Source organism: Erwinia tracheiphila, assembly GCF_021365465.1.
Classification (GTDB): Bacteria; Pseudomonadota; Gammaproteobacteria; order Enterobacterales; family Enterobacteriaceae; genus Erwinia; species Erwinia tracheiphila.
In genome coordinates this window covers 4,742,792-4,763,896 of the sequence record NZ_CP089932.1, presented here as the reverse complement: position 1 = coordinate 4,763,896, position 21,105 = coordinate 4,742,792, and the positions used below count along the sequence as shown (strand labels likewise).

Sequence of the window (21,105 nt, the reverse complement as noted above, 5' to 3'; positions counted from 1 at the left end):
GACATGTACGGTCTCTCAATGCCTGCAACGGCATGCGTCCTGTGGACGCCTGTGGGTTGTGAGGTTAAGTGACGAAGCGTACACGGTGGATGCCCTGGCAGTCAGAGGCGATGAAGGGCGTGCTAATCTGCGATAAGCGTCGGTAAGGTGATATGAACCGCGATACCCGACGATACCCGAATGGGGAAACCCGGTGCACTTGTGCATCATTGCAGCATGAATACATAGTGCTGCAAGGCGAACCGGGGGAACTGAAACATCTCAGTACCCCGAGGAAAAGAAATCAACCGAGATTCCCCCAGTAGCGGCGAGCGAACGGGGAGGAGCCCGGAACCATCATCAGCTTGTGCATCAGTGGAAGCGTCTGGAAAGTCGCAGGGTACAGGGTGATACTCCCGTACACGAAGGTGCACATGCTGTGAGTTCGAAGAGTAGGGCGGGACACGTGTTATCCTGTCTGAATATGGGGGGACCATCCTCCAAGGCTAAATACTCCTGACTGACCGATAGTGAACCAGTACCGTGAGGGAAAGGCGAAAAGAACCCCGGCGAGGGGAGTGAAACAGAACCTGAAACCGTGTACGTACAAGCAGTGGGAGCACCTTCGTGGTGTGACTGCGTACCTTTTGTATAATGGGTCAGCGACTTGTATTCTGTAGCAAGGTTAACCGAATAGGGGAGCCGCAGGGAAACCGAGTCTTAACTGGGCGTTAAGTTGCAGGGTACAGACCCGAAACCCGGTGATCTAGCCATGGGCAGGTTGAAGGTTGGGTAACACTAACTGGAGGACCGAACCGACTAATGTTGAAAAATTAGCGGATGACCTGTGGCTGGGGGTGAAAGGCCAATCAAACCGGGAGATAGCTGGTTCTCCCCGAAAGCTATTTAGGTAGCGCCTCGTGAAGTCATCTGCGGGGGTAGAGCACTGTTTCGGCCAGGGGGCCATCCCGGCTTACCGATCCGATGCAAACTCCGAATACCGCAGAATGTTATCACGGGAGACACACGGCGGGTGCTAACGTCCGTCGTGAAGAGGGAAACAACCCAGACCGCCAGCTAAGGTCCCAAAGTCATGGTTAAGTGGGAAACGATGTGGGAAGGCCCAGACAGCCAGGATGTTGGCTTAGAAGCAGCCATCATTTAAAGAAAGCGTAATAGCTCACTGGTCGAGTCGGCCTGCGCGGAAGATGTAACGGGGCTAAACCATGCACCGAAGCTGCGGCAGCGGCGCGTAAGCGTTGTTGGGTAGGGGAGCGTTCTGTAAGCCGTGGAAGGTGTGCTGTGAGGCATGCTGGAGGTATCAGAAGTGCGAATGCTGACATAAGTAACGATAAAGCGGGTGAAAAGCCCGCTCGCCGGAAGACCAAGGGTTCCTGTCCAACGTTAATCGGGGCAGGGTGAGTCGACCCCTAAGGCGAGGCCGAAAGGCGTAGTCGATGGGAAACGGGTTAATATTCCCGTACTCGGTGTTGCTGCGAAGGGGGGACGGAGAAGGCTATGTCATCCGGGCGACGGTTGTCCCGGTTTAAGCGTGTAGGCTGTTTTTCCAGGCAAATCCGGAAAATCAAGGCTGAGGCGTGATGACGAGGCACCACGGTGCTGAAGTGACAAATGCCCTGCTTCCAGGAAAAGCCTCTAAGCATCAGGCAACAGAGAATCGTACCCGAAACCGACACAGGTGGTCAGGTAGAGAATACCAAGGCGCTTGAGAGAACCCGGGTGAAGGAACTAGGCAAAATGGTGCCGTAACTTCGGGAGAAGGCACGCTGGCGCGTAGGTGAAGGGACGTGCTCCCGGAGCTGAAGCCAGTCGAAGATACCAGCTGGCTGCAACTGTTTATTAAAAACACAGCACTGTGCAAACACGAAAGTGGACGTATACGGTGTGACGCCTGCCCGGTGCCGGAAGGTTAATTGATGGGGTTAGCGGCAACGCGAAGCTCCTGATCGAAGCCCCGGTAAACGGCGGCCGTAACTATAACGGTCCTAAGGTAGCGAAATTCCTTGTCGGGTAAGTTCCGACCTGCACGAATGGCGTAATGATGGCCAGGCTGTCTCCACCCGGGACTCAGTGAAATTGAACTCGCTGTGAAGATGCAGTGTACCCGCGGCAAGACGGAAAGACCCCGTGAACCTTTACTACAGCTTGACACTGAACACTGAGCCTTGATGTGCAGGATAGGTGGGAGGCTTTGAAGCGCGGACGCCAGTTCGTGTGGAGCCATCCTTGAAATACCACCCTTTAACGTTTGGTGTTCTAACCTTGCGCCGTGATCCGGCGCGGGGACAGTGTCTGGTGGGTAGTTTGACTGGGGCGGTCTCCTCCCAAAGCGTAACGGAGGAGCACGAAGGTTGGCTAATCCTGGTCGGACATCAGGAGGTTAGTGCAATGGCATAAGCCAGCCTGACTGCGAGCGTGACGGCGCGAGCAGATGCGAAAGCAGGTCATAGTGATCCGGTGGTTCTGAATGGAAGGGCCATCGCTCAACGGATAAAAGGTACTCCGGGGATAACAGGCTGATACCGCCCAAGAGTTCATATCGACGGCGGTGTTTGGCACCTCGATGTCGGCTCATCACATCCTGGGGCTGAAGCAGGTCCCAAGGGTACGGCTGTTCGCCGTTTAAAGTGGTACGCGAGCTGGGTTTAGAACGTCGTGAGACAGTTCGGTCCCTATCTGCCGTGGGCGCTGGAGAATTGAGGGGGTTTGCTCCCAGTACGAGAGGACCGGAGTGAACGCACCGCTGGTGTTCGGGTTGTCACGCCAGTGGCACAGCCCGGTAGCTAAGTGCGGAAAAGATAAGCGCTGAAAGCATCTAAGCGCGAAACTTGCCCCGAGATGAGTTCTCCCTGTGGCTTAAAGCCACCTTAAGGGACGTTGAAGACGACGACGTTGATAGGCCGGATGTGTAAGCGCAGCGATGCGTTGAGCTGACCGGTACTAATGACCCGTGAGGCTTAACCTTACAACGCCAGAGGCGTTCTGGTGAGTGTTGAGAGACGACACGATCGGTATTCAGCTTGTGACGGACAGAAGAATTTAGCACTGTTCTGCGGAGATGATTCCGAAGGATTTTGCGCTGAGAGGGCGGTAAGGAGCATACATGGGTATGTGACTGAGCGAGGCGATATCAGCACAAAAGGCACGGGACAGGGCACAAAGAATTTGCCTGGCGGCTTTAGCGCGGTGGTCCCACCTGACTCCATGCCGAACTCAGAAGTGAAACGCCGTAGCGCCGATGGTAGTGTGGGGTCTCCCCATGCGAGAGTAGGGAACTGCCGGGCATCATACAAGCGGACCCCCGGCCAGTGGCCGGGGGTTTTTGCGTCTATAGCTGGAAAAAAAAGCCGGAAAAAAAGCTGCGTGACCCGGTTAATCGGTTAGACTGTGCAGTTACCTTTACCTTCCTTAAGGCCGTCAGATGTTCAGCCAGTCCCCTTCCTTAACACCTTTTAACACCTTTGGCCTTGATGTCAGGGCAGAACAGATTGTTGTGGTCGCTTTCTCCCGTCCTGATGACCGCACGGGGAGCGGTGTCCCTGCCGGTGCTGCGACGCGTGGCGGTTAAGGCGACAGGTTGTCAGGGCCGTTGATGTTCATAAAAGCGCCGGTGCTTCCGTCGAAGGACACGGCGTGGCCGCCGGCCTGTTCAAGAAACAGCTTCACCCTGCGGCCTCCGCGGGCCAGAAAGCGCTCCAGCTGCCCTGCCAGACCGGCATTCAGAAGCGCCTTAGCGGCCGTGAGCGGACCTGATGCAGAAGCATGGAAGCGCCACTGTGGATACGTCTTCCTGCGGTATGAAGATGTGTGACAGGCAGGCTTTTTACCTGCGCCTGCCTGTCACGCGGGAGGCACGAATTCGATCTCCGTCCGTTCCGCCATCCTGAAGAAAAATTCTCCGGCGGGATGCAGGGGCACAGAATATGAAGTTCTTCTTGGATGCGCCTGCGTACGCCTGCCGGGCGAATGAATGGCGTGCATCAAAGCCTGCGCGAGCGCGGCGGTGTCATCCGGTAGCACGTCGTATATGTACAGAAGCGGCATCATGGCGATGGCCGTTGAAACGTTTTCTGTAGGTGCTTCTGGCTATCTGCTTTTCTAATAAACTCAGTATTTTTGAATAGATATATGAGAAGAACTCTCTATTTATGTCTGTTACGTAGATTTTATAACTCGATATCAATCATGCGTTTAACACCAACTCTGATTGCTGATGGAAATAAAAACCGCGGTAATTAATCACTGAAGAAAATCTACAATCGCCCAGCGTTTGTGCGCAGTCAGAAAGAGAATTTACCCGACTATTTTTATTAGCTGACGATCAAAGATGAAACATTTTCAACTACTGGATCGCATCTCGACATTCCTGGAAGCCCGCGCTATCTTTGGCTGTCTGGATGTCTAAACGTTTAAATGGTGAATTGAGGAACAGGTTATGCCAATCAGGGTACCCGATGAATTGCCAGCAGTGAATTTCCTGCGCAACGAGAATGTCTTTGTGATGACATCTTCACGTGCCAGTGTCCAGGAGATTCGCCCGTTGAAAGTGCTGGTGCTGAATCTGATGCCAAAAAAGATTGAGACAGAAAATCAGTTCCTGCGTCTGCTGTCCTATTCTCCCCTGCAAATCGATATCCAACTGTTACGCATAGACAGTCGTGAATCACGTAATACGCCAATGGATCATCTGAATAACTTCTACTGTAACTTCGAAGATATTCAGCATGATAATTATGACGGACTGATTGTAACTGGTGCACCGCTAGGGCTGATTGAGTTTAATGATGTGGCTTACTGGCCGCAGATCCAGCGCGTATTACACTGGGCGAAAGAGCATGTTACTTCCACATTGTTTGTCTGTTGGGCGGTACAGGCAGCGTTAAATATTCTTTATGGCATACCCAAGCAAACGCGAGAAAAAAAACTATCAGGTGTGTACCAGCATCAGATCCTACATCCTCATGCTTTATTGACCCGCGGTTTTGATGACAGCTTCCTGGCACCACATTCACGCTATGCTGATTTTCCCGCTAGGCTGATACGGGATTACACCGATCTGGATATCTTTGCTGAATCAGAACAAACGGGAGCCTACTTATTCGCCAGTAAGGATAAGCGGCTGGCATTTGTTACCGGTCACCCTGAATACGACGCACTCACGCTTGCCGGAGAGTACCACCGTGACAGCGACGCTGGTCTGAATCCTGAGGTCCCTCATAACTATTTTCCCCAGGACAACCCTGCTCTGTCGCCACGAGCCAGCTGGCGTAGCCATGGCAATCTGCTGTTTTCTAACTGGTTAAACTATTACGTTTATCAGATCACCCCTTATGACTTGCGACATATGAACCCAACCCTTGAGTAGCAGACGTTTCTATGATGTGTACTGTTAAAACGGACTGGTTGAAGGTTGGCTGGTCATTTTTCTCGTCGTCTGAAAATATCTCCCTGTAAATTTGTTTTGTAAAAGTACGGTGATGATGCAACAGCGCGTAACCTATTCAGAGCCTTTAATTAAATCTGGTAAAACGCCGGGATGATTACGGCTAAAAACTAATGCGCACGTCATCGCCAAACAGATTATAAGCGTGCTATTGCACGCTTATAACGATGAAATCTTTGATGCTCACCCGTAAAATCCTTGAAACCACCAGAGAACATCCCGTGGGTATTCTCTGCCTGCCGGGGCTGAGATTAAATGATCAACGTGGGATCAGAGACAGAAGCGCCAGGCTTTTCCCGGCACTTGCTTATTGGCATGACTAAATAGCTGCGTGGAATAGTGCTGCGCTTTTTGTAGGTCTTTGTGGGAAAAGAAATTGGTGCTGTTACCTCTTCTAAGTGGCGCTGTTGCTGTTGCGTAGTTGTCACACGTCAATAAATGGCAAGTGTAGCGATATTAGACGCGGCTATTTAGTACCTGATAAGCGCATAGCATGGCTAAATTAAAGCAGGAAAGGCTCATCGCCACAGGTTGCTACTGACCGCACAGCGAAAAGACAGCGTTAACGCCGCTAAACTGGCGTGTGAATATATCTTTTCCGATGCCGGTCAGATCAACCTTGTCCGTGGCTATGCCTGCCTAATCCGTGCTGAACAGCTGACCCTGCCCGCCGATGTTCAGGCCAAACTGTTGCCGAACGCTGAGTACAAAAATGCCAATCCGATAGCGGATACCCAGACGTGGGATAAAGCCAGCAAAATGCTGCCTCGTCTGTGGCAGGAAAACGTGATTATCAACATGAAACAATAAGGACGGGTGATGAAAACGATTCTGGTGGTGCTGGATGGCCTGAGTGACAGCGGGCGCGACATGTGATGGGTTATTTACAGACGGAATGTGCACAGGGAAAGGAACAGTTCTACCAGATGACGTGTGAGCTTCCCTCGCTTTCCCGCCTCTTGTATGAATGTATGTTGACCGGCGTGACGCCGATCAACATACATTCACAACGGTGTCAGCCGCCTGAGCAAAGAGCGCAGTATTTTTCATTACGCGCCCGCCTGTGGGCTGACCGCCGCCGCTGCATAGCACTGGGTTAGCGAGTTGTATAATCGCTCTCCTGGCAGCTCGTACGCGACCGTCATACGGCAGACACGGAGCTGCCGATTCAGTACGGCCATTTTTATCATGACGGCGGCTACCCGGAATCACATCTTTTTGAAGATGCTGAAAGTTTGCGCCTGCGGGTCGATCCGCATTTCCTGTCGATCCACTCCATGAATATTGATAATACCGGCCATAAATTTGGCCTGTCCACCGCACCGCAATCGCGCACGTATAGCCGATGGTTATCTTTCGCACTGGATGCCGGAATGGCTGACGGAAGCGGCTATCAGGCCATGGTGACGGCCGATCACGGTATGAACGATGATCGAAACATCGCCTTCCGAGCCTATCGTGCTGATGAAAAAGGGAAAATTTTTCGAAACGGCAACGCGGAGTCGCTCTATACCCAGCCTGTCGATTTGTTCGCCGCCTGATTTATCGGCAATTACAATTTGCTGACAGTGGAGCAGGCGTATCGCCTTACCGGTAAAAGCTTCACCGGGCAGGTTGCACTGCGTCCTGAATCCGTCACCTTTTGTCGGGCGGATCAGGGAATCAAGGCGGAAATTCTCAGTTACAGCCTGCTGGGTAACGTTATCCGGTATCGTGTCCGGGCGATGGATGTTGAGCTGCTGGTTGATGTGCTGAACCGTTCCCCGGACGATCTGCACCCCCGCAGGATACCAGGTTGGCCAGTTGTTAAATACATTAACGCTGCGTGAAGTTGCCTGATAATTGAGAACTATCACGCTGATTAAAAACATTTTTTCAGCTTATCGACTAAACTTAACAGAGCCAGCGAGCATTGTGTTACCGCTGGCCCTGTTACATTTCGCAAAAAAGAGGTGAGGTCGATATCAGTGTTAACCCTGCTAAATCTTCTTTCCGCCGTAGCACTGCTGGTCTGGGGATCGCACATCGTGCGAACCGGAATCATGCGGGTTTACGGCGCTGATTTGCGGCGTGTGTTGAGCCGCAGCGTGGCTAAAAAGCCGATGGCTTTTGTCGCCGGAATTGGCGTGACCGCTCTGGTGCAAAGCAGTAATGCTACTACCTTGTTGGTCACCTCGTTTGTTGCTCAGGAGCTGGTCGGGCTTACGCCAGCGCTGGTGATTATCCTGGGCGCGGATGTGGGTACCGCGCTAATGGCGCGCCTGCTGACGTTTGATCTTTCCTGGCTGTCTCCGCTATTTATTTTCTTTGGCGTCGTCTTTTTCCTGGGCCGCAAGCAAACTCATGCCGGTCAGTTGGGCAGAACCAGTATTGGGCTTGGACTGATCCTGCTGGCGTTGCAGTTAATCGTTGCGGCAGCCGCGCCTGTCACCCAGGCAGCCGGGGTCAAAGTGCTGTTCTCCTCGCTGACGGGCGATGTCATGCTGGATGCGCTACTGGGCGCGGTTTTTGCGATTATCAGCTATTCAAGCCTTGCGGCGGTGCTGTTGACGGCAACGCTTACAGCAACCGGCGTTATCTCCTTTAAAGTGGCATTGTGCCTGGTGATTGGCGCTAACCTCGGCAGCGGGCTGCTGGCTATGCTCAATAACAGCGCCTCGAATGCAGCAGGTAAGCGGGTCGCGCTTGGCAGCCTGCTGTTTAAGTTCATTGGTTCGCTTATCGTGCTGCCTTTTATCGACCCGCTGTCGGATATCCTGCATAAATTACCGGTTAACGAGGAAGAGCTGGTCATATTCTTCCATGTTTTCTATAACCTGATTCGCTGTCTGATGATGGTGCCTTTTACCGGTCCAATGGCGACGCTGTGCTGCAAACTGATTCAGCAAGAACCAGAAACCGACCAGCGGCTGAAACCTCGCCATCTTGACCCCAGCGCACTGGACACGCCTGCGCTGGCGCTGGTTAATGCTTCGCGTGAGACGTTACGTATTGGTGACGTGCTGGAGCAGATTCTGACCGCATTTGGCAAAGTGGTTCACGGTGAAGTTCGTCAGGAGCGGGAAATTCGTAAGCTGGACGATGATGTGGACGTGCTGTACACCGCGATTAAACTCTATCTGGCGCAAATGCCCAAAGAAGACCTGCCGGAAGAGGATTCCCGCCGCTGGGCGGAGGTTATCGAAATGGCACTCAACCTTGAGATGGCAGGCGATATTATGGAGCGGATGAGTGTTGATGTGGCTGGTAAATCGCTGGCGGCCCGTCGGGCATTTTCAGCTGAAGGTAGAGAAGAGCTGGATGCGCTGCTGGAACAGCTTTCTGCCAATCTTCGCCTCAGCCTGTCAGTGTTTTTGTCGCGTGATATCACCACGGCCAAACGCCTGCGTCGTTCCAAACATCGCTTTCGTATTCTTAACCGCCGTTATTCACATAAGCATGTTGATCGACTCCATCAACACAATGTGCAGAGCATTGAGACCAGCTCGTTGCACCTGGGATTACTGGGTGATATGAAGCGGCTCAACTCATTGTTTTGCGCGGTGGCTTACAGCGTGCTTGAACAGCCGGACGACGAGCGGAACGAAGAGTGAAAGTGGCCCCCCTTATCCGGGGGAGCAAACATTATTTTTTGTTAACCGTTTTGCCGGACCAGTAACCGGCCAGCAGCGAACCGGAAAGATTGTGCCAGACGGAAAACAACGCCCCAGGAAGTGCCGCCAGCGGTGAAAAATACAGCTTGCCCAGCGTAGCCGCTAGGCCCGAGTTCTGCATCCCCACTTCCAGCGCCAGCGTCCGACAGGTGGATTCGTCAAAGCCAAACAGCCTGCCACCCCAGTAGCCGCCCAGCAGCCCTGTAGCGTTGTGCAGGATCACCGCCGTAATCACCATTGGCCCGACCGAGCCAATGAAGCTCTGGCTTCCCGCCACCACCGCGCTGATAATCAGCAGAATACAGGCCATTGAAAAGGCGGGCAGATAAGGTGCTACGCGTTTCACCCAATCATGGCATGCGTGATGAATCATCAGGCCAACGCTGATGGGTACCACCACGATTTTGACAATACTGAGCAGCATGCCAACTACATCCACCTGAATATGCGTGTCGACATAGAGCTTAGTTAACAGCGGCGTGGCGAATACGCCGACCAGCGCGGAAACAGAAGAGATGGTCACCGAAAGGGCCACATCGCCTTTTGCCAGGTAGATCATCATATTTGATGCGGTGCCGCTGGCGACGCTGCCGACCAGAATCATGCCAGCGGCGAGATCCGCCGGCATATTAAACAAAGTAGCCAGCGCCCAGGCACCCAGCGGCATCACTAAATAGTGGAGAAAGGTTCCTGCAAGTATCGGCGCTGGCCGGGTCAGTACGCGTTTGAAATCATTGATATTCAATGTAACGCCCATGCCAAACATAATCAGCATCAGCAGATAAGTCACCCACGGGCCGATGCTCAGGAAGGGAGCGGGTTGATAATAAGCAACGGCAGAAAGAAGCACGGCCCATAAGGGAAACAGTCGGGTAATCATAGCGAACATGGCCTGGTTTCCTGTGTGAAGTGATGTTGGTTGTGACGGTACCGTTCCAGTCGATTCGCGAGGCTGCCAGTAAAGCCGTTATTAGCCGGAGCACATTTAACACGGCTTCCGGGCATAAGATAACATGTTGCATGGGGCCGATATGCGGAACTGGAGCGGGGAGACAGGAGAGCACTTTGCCCACTGAGCCATATCAGCGCAGTTTGTTTTCAATAAACGAAATGGACAGTCCGTCTGAATCAATAGCTGATTTTGCCAGGATGGGTGGAGAAATCAACGCTGAATTATAGCATTAAAATAAGCTGATAAAGGAAAAGTCGCATCATCGCGGCCGCTGAAAAGCGGAGCCTGCTTCATGAGATTATTTTATTCTGGCCTTGAACGATAAATCAGGCTGTCTGCCACGCATGTATCATCGGCATTCAACAGCATGTTCATCGGTCGATACTGGCTGAATAATCGCGACGGTAGTGCTGTAGTGCGGCTGTCAGCGTTAATCACAGGGATGAGCGCCAGCTCAATAACACGGCAATGACTGCAAAATAGTTCGGTATTAACAACGGGCTTATTATCAGGCTGCAAGATTCTGGTTGTCGTGCGCAGATAAAAAAGCCGGGCCAGGAGGCCCGGTCAGTACAATATTGGCGTTTATTCAAACAAATTATGGTGCAGCGTCTGGACCACCTGTTCGGCATCGTTGCCCGGTACCAGGAAGCAAAGATTGTAGCTGCTGGCACCGTAACAAATCAGTCGCAGATTAAACGGTTCCAGTACGCCAAACACTTCTTTGCCCACGCCGCATGCCCTGGAAAGATTGTTGCCAATAATAGCAATCAGCGCCAGATTCTCTTCCACTTCTACCCGACATAGCGATGAAAGCTCGGTGAGCAAGGGCTGAGTCAGCAGGCTTTTACCTGTTGAGGTTGACCCGGTGGTATCCAGCGTCAGGGCGACACTCACTTCCGACGTGGTAATCAGGTCAACCGATATGTTATGACGAGCCAGAATAGCGAAGACCTCAACCAGAAAGCCGCGAGCGTGCAGCATATTTAAACTGTGGAGCGTCAACAGCGTTTGTTTACGGCGCAGGGCCAGCGCTCTGAACAGTGGGGGATTTTGCATCTGGTTACAGACACGGGTGCCGCCAGCGGCGGGATCCTTACTGGAACCGACAAACACTGGGATGTTACGGCGAACCGCAGGTAACAGCGTGGCCGGGTGCAGCACTTTTGCACCAAAGGTCGCCATCTCGGCCGCTTCTTCAAAGGTGATTTCATCAATGCGTTTTGCGGCAGGCACCACGCGGGGATCGGTGGTGTAAATGCCTGCCACATCGGTCCAGATGTCGATCCGGCTGGCATAAAGCGCCTCGCCAAGCAGTGCTGCGGTGTAATCGCTGCCGCCCCGACCCAATGTAGTGGTGCGGCCTTTTGCCTCACTACCGATAAAGCCCTGAGTAACAATAATTTCCTCAGACAGCCGCGAGGTCAACTGTGCCTGAGCCAGTTCTGCCAGCAGCGCCACATCGGGTTCTGCACGGCCAAAACGGTCGCTGGTGCGCATAACCTTGCGGACGTCTAACCAGCCAGACGCCACCTTGCGCTGGCGTAGCACTTCCACAAACAGCAGGCTGGACATCAGTTCGCCGTGGCTAACCAGTTCGTCCGTCAGCGCGTTAGATGTGGCCAGCGCTGCGGCCTCCGACAGCATGGTGATATTTTCCAGCAGGTGATCGATTTCTTCACGGATGACAGCCGGCTGATCTAACCGATCAATAATGGCGTATTGAATACGGCGAATCTCATCCAGCAGGTGGACACGCTGTTCGTGTTCCTTGCTATCAGACAGGGAAACCAGCAAATTGGTCACGCCTGCGGAGGCAGAAAGCACCACCAGACGGACATTGGGATCGCGCAGTACGACATCAGCACTGCGATTCATCGCGGCAAAATCGGCAACGCTGGTACCGCCAAATTTCGCCACGATTAATGAAGATTGGGACATGTCTTGACATACCTCGTGTCAGGTTAGATGACTTCAGCCTTGTCACAAGGAAAGAGCAGAAACGGGGTAGACGTAGAAAAGAATCTTACTACGGGTAACCCAGAAGCGCCCCACCTTGTTAACCCGATAAACCATAGCGGCAGCGTGTAGCCGCAACGCTTATCAATCAGGTATGGATTGTTCGACTGCCGAACGATCCTGGTGACAACCCAAGGGATTCAGCCCCTGTAGTCGATACTCGCCACCCGCGTGGTTTGTACCTCGGCGTCGCACCCCATCATGTGCTTTCTGCGGATTCGGTTCCTCCAACACACTGCCTGGGCGACGCGCCTCTTCTGGCTTGCGCATCCAAGACGCGCAACAAGTCGATTAGGAATAGCCCTTTATGCTCTGACTGTCAATGACAGACGGAGGATAACATCTGTTTTATTGCCACGCGCGTGCTCAATTAGCGTAAGGTAGAAAACGTTGCGTAGCGCGCCGGCCTGTCTTTACCGCTTCAACGATTCAGCATTAGTCAGAAAAATAGGACTGAGTTATCCGCTTGAGAAAAAAGGGGGATCTTATCCCGTGATGCGCCATTGTTGTAGGCCCTGGCTAAAATGCCCTCCATCCCCTTCCCGGATATCATTCGGCACCAGGAAAAAAGCCGAAACCGCATTGGCATAAAGTTTTTCCTTTCGACGGTAACTGTGTTCATACTGAAACGTTAAGCGGCTCATTACCCTACAGACGGAATGATAAAACACCCCGGACAAACAGCGTGGGTATTCCACGCTGACAATGGTTGTAACCTGTTGCAGGAAAAGGGGAGCTGAATGTTCGCAACGGGTAACATAAGGTCCGGTCTGATTTACGGTTCTCAATTGAAAAAGAGTGTGTTGATATGAAAAGTATTAATCCGACACAAACCGCTGCCTGGCAGGCGCTGGAGCAGCATTTTGGTGAGATGAAAGACGTGCAGATAGCCGAGCTGTTTGCCCGGGACAGCGAGCGATTCTCAGCTTTTTCTGCCACCTTTGACGATCTGATGCTGGTGGATTTTTCCAAAAACCGCATCACGCGTGAAACCCTCAGCAAATTACAGGATCTGGCGAAAGAAACCGATCTGCAGGGTGCGATCGAGTCGATGTTTTCCGGCGAAAAAATTAACCGTACTGAAGATCGTGCCGTGCTGCATGTTGCCCTGCGCAACCGCAGTAATACGCCGATCATCGTTGACGGCAAGGATGTGATGCCAGAGGTGAATGCGGTACTGGAGAAGATGAAATCGTTCTCTGAGCGCATTATCAGCGGTGAGTGGAAAGGCTATACCGGTAAGACGATCACCGACGTGGTTAATATCGGTATCGGCGGTTCCGATTTGGGACCATTTATGGTGACGGAAGCGCTGCGTCCCTATAAAAACCATCTGAACATGCATTTTGTTTCTAACGTTGACGGTACGCACATTGCGGAAACGGTTAAGGACCTCAGCCCGGAAACAACACTGTTCCTGGTGGCATCCAAAACTTTTACCACTCAGGAAACCATGACCAACGCGCACAGCGCCCGTGACTGGTTCCTGAAAGCGGCGGGTGATGAGCAGCATGTGGCCAAACACTTTGCGGCGCTCTCTACCAACGGCAAAGCGGTCGGTGAGTTCGGTATCGATACGGCTAACATGTTTGAGTTCTGGGACTGGGTGGGGGGCCGTTATTCACTGTGGTCTGCCATTGGCCTGTCCATCATCCTGTCGATTGGATTCGACAATTTTGAAAAATTGCTGAGTGGTGCGCATGCCATGGATCAGCACTTCGCTGTCACGCCAGTGGAGCAGAATCTGCCGGTTACGCTGGCGCTAATCGGTATTTGGTACAACAATTTCTTTGATGCCGAAACCGAAGCTATCCTGCCTTACGATCAGTACATGCACCGCTTTGCTGCATATTTTCAACAGGGAAATATGGAGTCTAACGGTAAATATGTCGATCGTAACGGGCAGCCGGTGACGTATCAAACTGGCCCGATTATCTGGGGAGAACCTGGAACAAACGGCCAACATGCGTTTTATCAGCTTATTCATCAGGGAACCAAGCTGATTCCCTGTGATTTTATTGCACCTGCCGTCACCCACAATCAACTTGGCGACCATCACGACAAACTGCTGTCAAACTTCTTTGCTCAAACGGAAGCGCTGGCGTTTGGTAAATCGCGTGATGTGGTGGCACAGGAATTTACAGACGCGGGGAAAGATGCGCAGTCCGTCGCGCATATCGTGCCATTTAAGGTTTTTGAAGGGAATCGCCCAACCAACTCAATCCTTCTGCGCGAGATCACGCCCTTTAGCCTTGGCGCATTGATTGCGTTGTACGAACACAAAATTTTTACCCAAGGGGCGATCCTTAATATCTTCACCTTTGACCAGTGGGGCGTTGAGCTGGGTAAACAGCTTGCTAATCGCATTCTGCCCGAGCTTTCTGGTCATGAAGCGGTTAGCAGCCACGATAGTTCAACCAACGGGCTAATCAACCGTTATAAAAACTGGCGAGATTAATATTCTTTTGAGCGCGACTTAATTCATTTTTACAGGGCCTGATTTTAATACAAAGGCCCTTTTTTCTGTCCGGGTAAAAAAAGAAAATCATTATACGTGGCTGCTAGGATAGGCGTTCTGATATGTTATGAGAAAAATCCCAAAAAATATTGATATTGCGATATTTAATACAGGATAATTCTGAAACGTACTTTTACTTAATGCGAGCTTATTATGCTGCCGAATAAATGTAACGTTTTGATATAAAATGTTTTTATGCTAATTTTTTACGTGCATTAATCAATAATATTCCGTTCTGAACCTGAATGACATTATTAGTCACTGTCACTGCATTAATGCATCATTTCAGTAATACATGCTAAGACATTGAATGAATCATTATAAATACGCGTAAAAGCACTAAAATGACTTTATTTTTTGACAGAATTAATGGGACCGGACTGTTCATTCCCTTCCATTAATTCTGTCAACTTAATGCTTTATAATGGACTCGCCTGAAACCCTTCAGGTTGTTTATCCATTAATTTATGAAGGGGAAATTATGAAGGGGAAATTATGAAAAAAGTCTTATGTGCTGTTGCAGGTATCGTATACTTGGCGGGCGCTTCTGCTGCCTTTGCCGCGCCTGAAGAGGTCGGTAGCGCAGCAGGCGCAACGGCTGGGACGCTCTCTGCCGGAACCTCAACCGCTGTGGGTGTTGGCGCAGCAGGCGCGCTGGTTGGCGTCGTGCTGGCAGCAAGTAGCGGCGGGAACGGTTCGAATACCGGTACCACGACGACCACCACCACCAGTACAACACGTTAAGTTAAATAGATTAATCATAACCACACGATCGTGTGGTTATTCTTTTACATTGTCAGACTTTGCTCAGGGGTCCATTCCAGTGCGCTATATACCACTGCTGCTTTTATGCCTGTTTTTGCAGGCCTGCACTCAGACGCAGAAAGGACTTACCGATACGGTCAAGCTCGCTCTGCTTGGGCCAGATGACGTTGAAGTAACCAGTCAACAGGTTGATAACCTTCCCTATGCCAGCATGTACCTGCGCCTGAATGCCGGACAGCGCATTTTCGTGGTGCTGGGCTTTGATGAAAATGGGCAGCAAAAATGGATTACCCGGGACAGGTCGGTCATCGTTACCCAGCACGGTCGCGTGGTCAAAACGCTTGGGCTTCGCGACAATCTCTCGGACGTCACCAATATCGGCCATGACCCCTTGTCCGATCCGCTCAATTTGAAGGAAGGGGCGACCTGGACCAGCCTGCAAAGCTGGACCGAATCGGGTCAATTTCGGGCGGCCACTGCGATATCGCACTTCACACGAACCGAGGATCGGGTGCTCGATCTGGCAGGCAAAAAAATCCCCTGTCGTGTCTGGCTGGAGCAGGTCTCTCTGCCCGCAACCGGCAAATCGTGGACCAACATATTCTGGTTTGATACCAGCACAGGACAGGTTCGCCAGTCGCAGCAGCAGCTGGGTGGCGCTGATTTCTCCGTTGAAACCATTATCCTGAAGCCCGCAAAATCATGAAAAAAATAATCTCTTGTCTTGCAGGAATGGCACTTTTTACCTCAATGCAGGTGTTTGCCGAGAGCCAGGTCACCGTTTATTACCCAGGACAGTCACAAACTGCTGTGGTCAGTCATGCACAAAAATTTGCCCAATTGGTGGCAAGCCCTGCGCTGATGGGGAAGACCTGGTGGCCGGGAACCGTGATTGCAGAAAAGCAGGCCACGACTGCCGCTGTGCAGCAACAGCAACAACTGCTGGCACGGCTGCAAGCATGGAGCAGCGAATTACGTGCGGAGGATGAGGCCGATAAAGCCGCTATCGTGGATAACGTCCGGCAGCAGGTTGCTGCAATAAACGTTACCGGGCGCCAGTTTGCCACGCTTGATCCTGACTGGGTGCGCGTTCGTACCGCTGATAATCGTCGCCTTGAAGGGGAATACCGCGTTTACACTCTGCAAAAACCGCAGACCTTGACTATGGCGGGCCTGATTGCCAACAGTGGCAAAACAGCATGGTTACCTGGTCGGACGGTCGTCGACTATTTAAATGAGCACGAACGTTTCAGCGGTGCAGAGCGCAGTATTGCCACCGTCATTGCACCATCCGGCGATGTAACGAAGGTTCCGGTTGCTTACTGGAACTATCGCCACACTGAGCCAGAGCCAGGCAGCATTATTTACCTTGGTTTTTCCTCCTGGTCGCTGCCCGACCAGTTTGCAGATCTTAACCAGCAGATTGTCTCTGTTCTGACGCACAGGATTCCTGACTGATGAAAAAAAATTATCTCTTCAGCCTGCTGGCGATTTCCGTCGCTTGTGCATGTCAGGCGCATGCTGACACCTTTGCCGACCCCATCGGTGCTTCACAATCTGACTTTGGTGGTGCCGGGTTATTGCAGGTGCCAACGGCAAGAATGGCGAAGGACGGCGAATTCAGCCTGAACTATCGCCACAACGATCAGTACCGTTTTTATTCCTCATCCGTGCAGCTTTTCCCCTGGCTTGAAGCCACTATCCGCTATACCGATGTGAAGACCCGTCGCTATAGTTTGGTAGAAAGCTTCAGTGGCAGGCAGACTTATAAAGATAAAGCTTTCGATCTGAAAGTCCGTTTGTGGCAGGAAGGTTACTGGCTGCCAGAAGTGTCGCTTGGCGCGCGTGACCTCGGCGGAACGGGGCTGTTTGACAGCGAATATTTTGTGGCGACCAAAGCATGGGGACCATTTGATTTTACGCTTGGTTTAGGCTTTGGCTATCTGGGCAACAGCGGCACGGTAACTAATCCCTTTTGCCGGGCTGACAGCAGCTATTGTGAACGTTCAGGTAGCAGTGGAACGGCGGGTTCAGTTAACGGAAAAAATATGTTTAAAGGCCCGGCCGCGCTGTTTGGTGGCGTTGAATATCAGACATCGTGGCAGCCGCTGCGCCTGAAAGTGGAATACGAAGGTAATAATTACCAGGGCGATTTTGCCGGACGTCTGGAGCAGAAAAGTAAAGTCAACGTTGGCGCGATTTATCGCATCACGGACTGGGCCGACGTGAATGTCAGCTACGAACGTGGCAACACCTTTATGGCCGGTTTCACCCTACGTTCAAACTTTGACGACTTGCGTTCAGCCTCGGCCGATCTGGCGAAACCTGTCTATAAACCACAGCCGCAGGACGAGTTCCTGGAACCGACGGTGGTGGCAGAGCAACTGACTGACCTGAAATATAATGCCGGACTGAATGCGCCTGATATCCAGGTGAAAGGCAACACGCTTTATGCAACTGGTCAGCAATCGAAATACCGCAATACCCAGGAAGGTATTGATCGTGCAAATGTTATTCTGATGAATCATCTTCCGCGCAATATCGAGACGCTCAAAGTTACTGAAACGCGTAACCGGATGCCACAGGTGACGACCGTCACCCACGTCGACAGCCTTCGCCAGCAGCTGGAAGGTTATCCGTTAGGCAAAGAGAAAACGCTCGATCAACAGCGCGTAGAGCCGATTGTTCCCGATCATGCCGAGCAGGGTTACCATATCGATCCTGACGATTTGGACTACAGCCTTTCTCCGGTGCTCAATCAGTCGGTGGGAGGACCCGAAAGTTTTTATCTCTACCAGCTCGGCGTGATGGGCAATGCCAGTTACTGGCTGACCAATCATTTGCTGCTGGATGGCAGCGTATTTGCTAACCTGGCCAACAACTACGACAAGTTCAACTACAACGGAACGCCGACAGATTCTACGCTGCCGCGTGTCCGTACTCACATCCGCGATTATGTTGAGAACAACGTCTACCTCAATAATCTACAGGCCAACTATATGCATTACCTCGGTAATGGTTTCTATGGACAGGTCTACGGCGGTTATTTGGAAACCATGTACGGTGGTGTAGGGGGTGAAGTATTGTATCGTCCGCTGGCTTCTAACTGGGCGTTTGGCCTTGATGCTAACTACGTCAAACGGCGTGACTGGGATAATATGATGCAGTTTACCGACTATAACACCAAAGTCGGCAATCTGACCGCCTACTGGCGGCCCTCGTTCTTTGAGCATCAGGTGCTGATTAAAGCCAGCGTTGGACAGTATCTTGCCCAGGACAAGGGCGTGACAATTGACGTATCACGTCAGTTCAACAGCGGGATTATCGTCGGTGCTTATGCAACCAAAACCAATGTTTCCGCGCAGGAATATGGCGAAGGCGATTTTACCAAAGGTTTCTACATTTCAATCCCAATGGATCTGTTCACCACCACGCTAACCCGCGAACACGCTCAGGTCAACTGGACGCCGCTAACGCGTGATGGTGGCCAGATGCTGGGCCGTAAATACCAGTTGTATGATATTACCAGCGACCGGGACAACCATTTCCGTTAAGACGTTATCATTCGGGGCGAATTTTCGCCCCTTTGTTTGCCCGGAAAATCTCACGTGGGCATCCTGCAGAAACTTGTGAACTCCATCACGCTGGTGCATATTGTACGGACTGGAATAACTAAGACTGTTAACATCGCCCTCTGAGGATTTTGTATGATCACCGCTGCGCGTATTGCCTGGATTTTACAGATGGTACTGAATACCGGCCTTATTACTCTCGCCTGTATTCTGTCTATATTTCTCTGCAAGGAAACTATTCATCTTTACAGCGTGTTACTTAACACGGGTGAACAGATCTCTTCTTATTTATTGATAGAAGGGATCGTTATCTATTTTCTCTACTTTGAATTTATTGCACTGATTGTGAAGTATTTTCAGTCAGGCTATCACTTTCCGCTGCGCTACTTTGTTTACATTGGCATCACCGCGATTATTCGGCTGATCATCGTCGATCATAAAAACCCGTTTGATACCCTCGCTTATTCGATCGCCATTCTGATCCTCGTCATTACGCTCTGGCTGGCAAACAGCAACCGACTGAAACGTGAATAGGCTTCTACCGGGTTGTTACGCACGTTGTGTCTGCCGATGCCAAATGTTTTCGTGGCACTTTGAAATTCTGTTTAACGCCAAGTGTTCTGCCGTTCGCTCTGCGTTACACTGTGGCACCCTGTATTTTGCCAGGAGAAGCCAATGACCGCTCCCGCGCTTTTGACACTACGCACCCTCGAATGGCTACCCGCATCTTCACCTCTGTTGACCGACACATTGCTTGACTGGCTGATGGAAGAGGATTCCATGACCCGCCGATTTGAACAGCATTGTGAACAGGTGACGGTCAATGTTATCTGCGAAGAATTTATTACGGCAGAACAGGCTGAAGCCGAAGCGGCCTTATTACCGCATGCGTCGCGATACTGGCTACGTGAAATATTGCTGTGTGGCGACGGCGTACCCTGGCTGGCGGGGCGTACTGTTGTGCCGGAGTCCACGCTAAACGGCCCGGAGCAAATGTTACAACATTTAGGAACTCGGCCTTTAGGGCATTATCTTTTTGCCGCTTCAACCCTGACGCGTGATTTTATTGAGCCGGGTCAGGTTGGGGGCTTGTGGGGGCGCCGCTCGCGTCTGCGCCTCTCTGATAAACCCTTATTACTGACTGAACTGTTTTTACCGCCCGCACCGCTTTACTGGCCGATGCGAGCAGAAGGGAGCCTGTAACGTGGAAAAAAGTCTGCCAACCAGTAGATTTCAGGCTTACAGCCGCCTGATGCGTATTGATAAACCTATAGGTTCGCTGCTGCTGCTGTGGCCAACAATGTGGGCATTGTGGCTGGCCGGCATGCAAATCCCCCCGCTGAATATATTGCTGGTGTTCATGCTGGGCGTGTTTTTTATGCGGGCAGCGGGTTGTGTAGTGAATGATTTTGCTGACCGTAAAATTGACGGGCATGTGAAACGCACGCAATCACGGCCTCTGCCCAGCGGCGCGGTAACGTCCACAGAGGCGCGAACCCTGTTTGTCGGGCTAGTGCTGATTTCATTTTGCCTGGTGCTGACAATGAATGCGATGGCCATCTGGCTTTCGTTCGGTGGACTTGCGCTGGCTTGGGTCTATCCCTTTATGAAGCGTTATACGCATTTGCCGCAGGTTGTGCTGGGGGCTGCTTTTGGCTGGGCAATTCCAATGGCATGGGCGGCGATCAGTGAATCTGTCCCGCTGGTATGCTGGCTGCTGTTCTTTGCCAATATTTGCTGGACGGTAGCATATGACACACTATACGCCATGGTGGATCGCGACGATGACTTGCGCATTGGCGTTAAGTCGACAGCCATCCTGTTTGGGCGTTTTGATAAGCTCATCGTTGGCCTGCTGCAATTCGCCACGCTGGTTTTAATGCTGCTCACGGGCTGGATAATGCAGCTCGGGGGAGCGTTTTACTGGTCTGTCATGCTGGTAGGGGCACTGTTTATCTATCAGCAAAGATTGATTATTCACCGTGATCGTGACGCCTGTTTTCATGCCTTTTTAAATAACAATTACGTCGGGCTGGTGTTATTTGTTGGAATAGCGCTGAGTACCGCTCCTTTTGCCGCATGGCTGTAAGGTGCCGTCAGCTGCTTACGCCCTGCTGTCCTTATGCGCGACAGACAGGGTTTGGTCAGCAAAAATAACCGTTGGTTTCAGGCTCAGAAAAGAA

At 51.7% G+C, this 21,105-nt stretch carries 13 protein-coding genes, 2 rRNA genes, 3 pseudogenes and 1 riboswitch; of the genes and pseudogenes, 16 read left to right on the top strand and 2 right to left on the bottom strand.

The window, feature by feature from the left end; genetic code table 11:
• Positions 1–62 precede the first annotated feature (62 nt).
• The 8 genes and pseudogenes from LU633_RS24645 (at position 63) to LU633_RS24610 (ending at position 9,036) form a co-directional block, all read left to right on the top strand.
• Positions 63–2,965, top strand: a 23S ribosomal RNA gene (locus tag LU633_RS24645).
• 203 nt (positions 2,966–3,168) lie between these two features.
• Positions 3,169–3,284: ribosomal RNA gene (gene rrf / locus LU633_RS24640) — 5S ribosomal RNA — on the top strand.
• A 137-nt stretch (positions 3,285–3,421) separates the two neighbouring features.
• Positions 3,422–3,568, top strand: coding sequence for a hypothetical protein (locus LU633_RS24635; protein WP_161796987.1), 147 nt, complete (start codon positions 3,422–3,424; stop codon positions 3,566–3,568).
• A gap of 867 nt (positions 3,569–4,435) precedes the next feature.
• Positions 4,436–5,365, top strand: a complete 930-nt coding sequence (metA, locus tag LU633_RS24630) for a homoserine O-acetyltransferase MetA (protein ID WP_016191399.1) — start codon at positions 4,436–4,438, stop codon at positions 5,363–5,365.
• A gap of 642 nt (positions 5,366–6,007) precedes the next feature.
• Positions 6,008–6,253, top strand: a pseudogene (locus LU633_RS24625) (ABC transporter substrate-binding protein); the annotation flags it as partial.
• 9 nt (positions 6,254–6,262) lie between these two features.
• A pseudogene (locus LU633_RS24620) lies at positions 6,263–6,882 on the top strand (alkaline phosphatase family protein); the annotation flags it as partial.
• A gap of 30 nt (positions 6,883–6,912) precedes the next feature.
• Positions 6,913–7,282, top strand: a pseudogene (locus LU633_RS24615) (TOBE domain-containing protein); the annotation flags it as partial.
• A gap of 128 nt (positions 7,283–7,410) precedes the next feature.
• Entirely contained in the window at positions 7,411–9,036 is a 1,626-nt protein-coding gene (locus tag LU633_RS24610; protein WP_016191394.1) for a Na/Pi cotransporter family protein, read from the top strand.
• 31 nt (positions 9,037–9,067) lie between these two features.
• Here the strand turns inward: LU633_RS24610 and panS are convergent, their stop codons facing one another.
• Together panS and lysC are read right to left on the bottom strand one after the other, a co-directional pair.
• Positions 9,068–9,985 (bottom strand): ketopantoate/pantoate/pantothenate transporter PanS, encoded by a 918-nt coding sequence (panS, locus tag LU633_RS24605; protein WP_016191393.1) that lies wholly within the window; start codon positions 9,983–9,985, stop codon positions 9,068–9,070.
• A gap of 648 nt (positions 9,986–10,633) precedes the next feature.
• Positions 10,634–11,989 carry a lysine-sensitive aspartokinase 3 gene (gene lysC / locus LU633_RS24600; RefSeq protein WP_016191392.1) on the bottom strand — a complete coding sequence of 452 codons (1,356 nt, stop codon included), beginning with the start codon at positions 11,987–11,989 and terminating at the stop codon, positions 10,634–10,636.
• 95 nt (positions 11,990–12,084) lie between these two features.
• Positions 12,085–12,332: riboswitch (Lysine riboswitch) on the bottom strand.
• 543 nt (positions 12,333–12,875) lie between these two features.
• Between lysC and pgi the strand changes: the two genes are divergently transcribed.
• The 8 genes from pgi to ubiA all read left to right on the top strand — a co-directional run bounded on the left by pgi (position 12,876) and on the right by ubiA (position 21,011).
• Positions 12,876–14,525 (top strand): glucose-6-phosphate isomerase, encoded by a 1,650-nt coding sequence (gene pgi, locus LU633_RS24595; RefSeq protein ID WP_016191391.1) that lies wholly within the window; start codon positions 12,876–12,878, stop codon positions 14,523–14,525.
• Positions 14,526–15,080: 555 nt separating this feature from the next.
• Positions 15,081–15,329, top strand: coding sequence for an exopolysaccharide production protein YjbE (gene yjbE / locus LU633_RS24590; protein WP_016191390.1), 249 nt, complete (start codon positions 15,081–15,083; stop codon positions 15,327–15,329).
• A 79-nt stretch (positions 15,330–15,408) separates the two neighbouring features.
• Positions 15,409–16,056, top strand: coding sequence for a YjbF family lipoprotein (locus LU633_RS24585; protein ID WP_016191389.1), 648 nt, complete (start codon positions 15,409–15,411; stop codon positions 16,054–16,056).
• Positions 16,053–16,808, top strand: a complete 756-nt coding sequence (locus LU633_RS24580) for a capsule biosynthesis GfcC D2 domain-containing protein (RefSeq protein ID WP_016191388.1) — start codon at positions 16,053–16,055, stop codon at positions 16,806–16,808. The genes LU633_RS24585 and LU633_RS24580 overlap by 4 nt, the downstream gene beginning before the upstream one ends.
• Positions 16,808–18,904: a YjbH domain-containing protein gene (locus LU633_RS24575; RefSeq protein ID WP_016191387.1), complete on the top strand. Its 2,097-nt coding sequence runs from the start codon at positions 16,808–16,810 to the stop codon at positions 18,902–18,904. The genes LU633_RS24580 and LU633_RS24575 overlap by 1 nt, the downstream gene beginning before the upstream one ends.
• Before the next feature lie 153 nt (positions 18,905–19,057).
• On the top strand, positions 19,058–19,456 hold the full coding sequence (gene psiE, locus LU633_RS24570) for a phosphate-starvation-inducible protein PsiE (protein ID WP_016191386.1): 399 nt from the start codon (positions 19,058–19,060) through the stop codon (positions 19,454–19,456).
• A 141-nt stretch (positions 19,457–19,597) separates the two neighbouring features.
• Positions 19,598–20,125 carry a chorismate lyase gene (gene ubiC, locus LU633_RS24565; protein WP_016191385.1) on the top strand — a complete coding sequence of 176 codons (528 nt, stop codon included), beginning with the start codon at positions 19,598–19,600 and terminating at the stop codon, positions 20,123–20,125.
• 1 nt (position 20,126) lies between these two features.
• On the top strand, positions 20,127–21,011 hold the full coding sequence (gene ubiA, locus LU633_RS24560; protein WP_016191384.1) for a 4-hydroxybenzoate octaprenyltransferase: 885 nt from the start codon (positions 20,127–20,129) through the stop codon (positions 21,009–21,011).
• The last annotated feature ends 94 nt before the right edge of the window (positions 21,012–21,105 follow it).

Bases quoted from the DNA above. Each gene is read 5' to 3' on its own strand.
- LU633_RS24635 (WP_161796987.1), top strand. From the start codon at position 3,422: ATGTTCAGCCAGTCCCCTTCCTTAACACCTTTTAACACCTTTGGCCTT.
- metA (WP_016191399.1), top strand. From the start codon at position 4,436: ATGCCAATCAGGGTACCCGATGAATTGCCAGCAGTGAATTTCCTGCGC.
- panS (WP_016191393.1), bottom strand. From the start codon at position 9,985: ATGTTCGCTATGATTACCCGACTGTTTCCCTTATGGGCCGTGCTTCTT.
- lysC (WP_016191392.1), bottom strand. From the start codon at position 11,989: ATGTCCCAATCTTCATTAATCGTGGCGAAATTTGGCGGTACCAGCGTT.
- pgi (WP_016191391.1), top strand. From the start codon at position 12,876: ATGAAAAGTATTAATCCGACACAAACCGCTGCCTGGCAGGCGCTGGAG.
- yjbE (WP_016191390.1), top strand. From the start codon at position 15,081: ATGAAAAAAGTCTTATGTGCTGTTGCAGGTATCGTATACTTGGCGGGC.
- LU633_RS24580 (WP_016191388.1), top strand. From the start codon at position 16,053: ATGAAAAAAATAATCTCTTGTCTTGCAGGAATGGCACTTTTTACCTCA.
- LU633_RS24575 (WP_016191387.1), top strand. From the start codon at position 16,808: ATGAAAAAAAATTATCTCTTCAGCCTGCTGGCGATTTCCGTCGCTTGT.
- psiE (WP_016191386.1), top strand. From the start codon at position 19,058: ATGATCACCGCTGCGCGTATTGCCTGGATTTTACAGATGGTACTGAAT.
- ubiC (WP_016191385.1), top strand. From the start codon at position 19,598: ATGACCGCTCCCGCGCTTTTGACACTACGCACCCTCGAATGGCTACCC.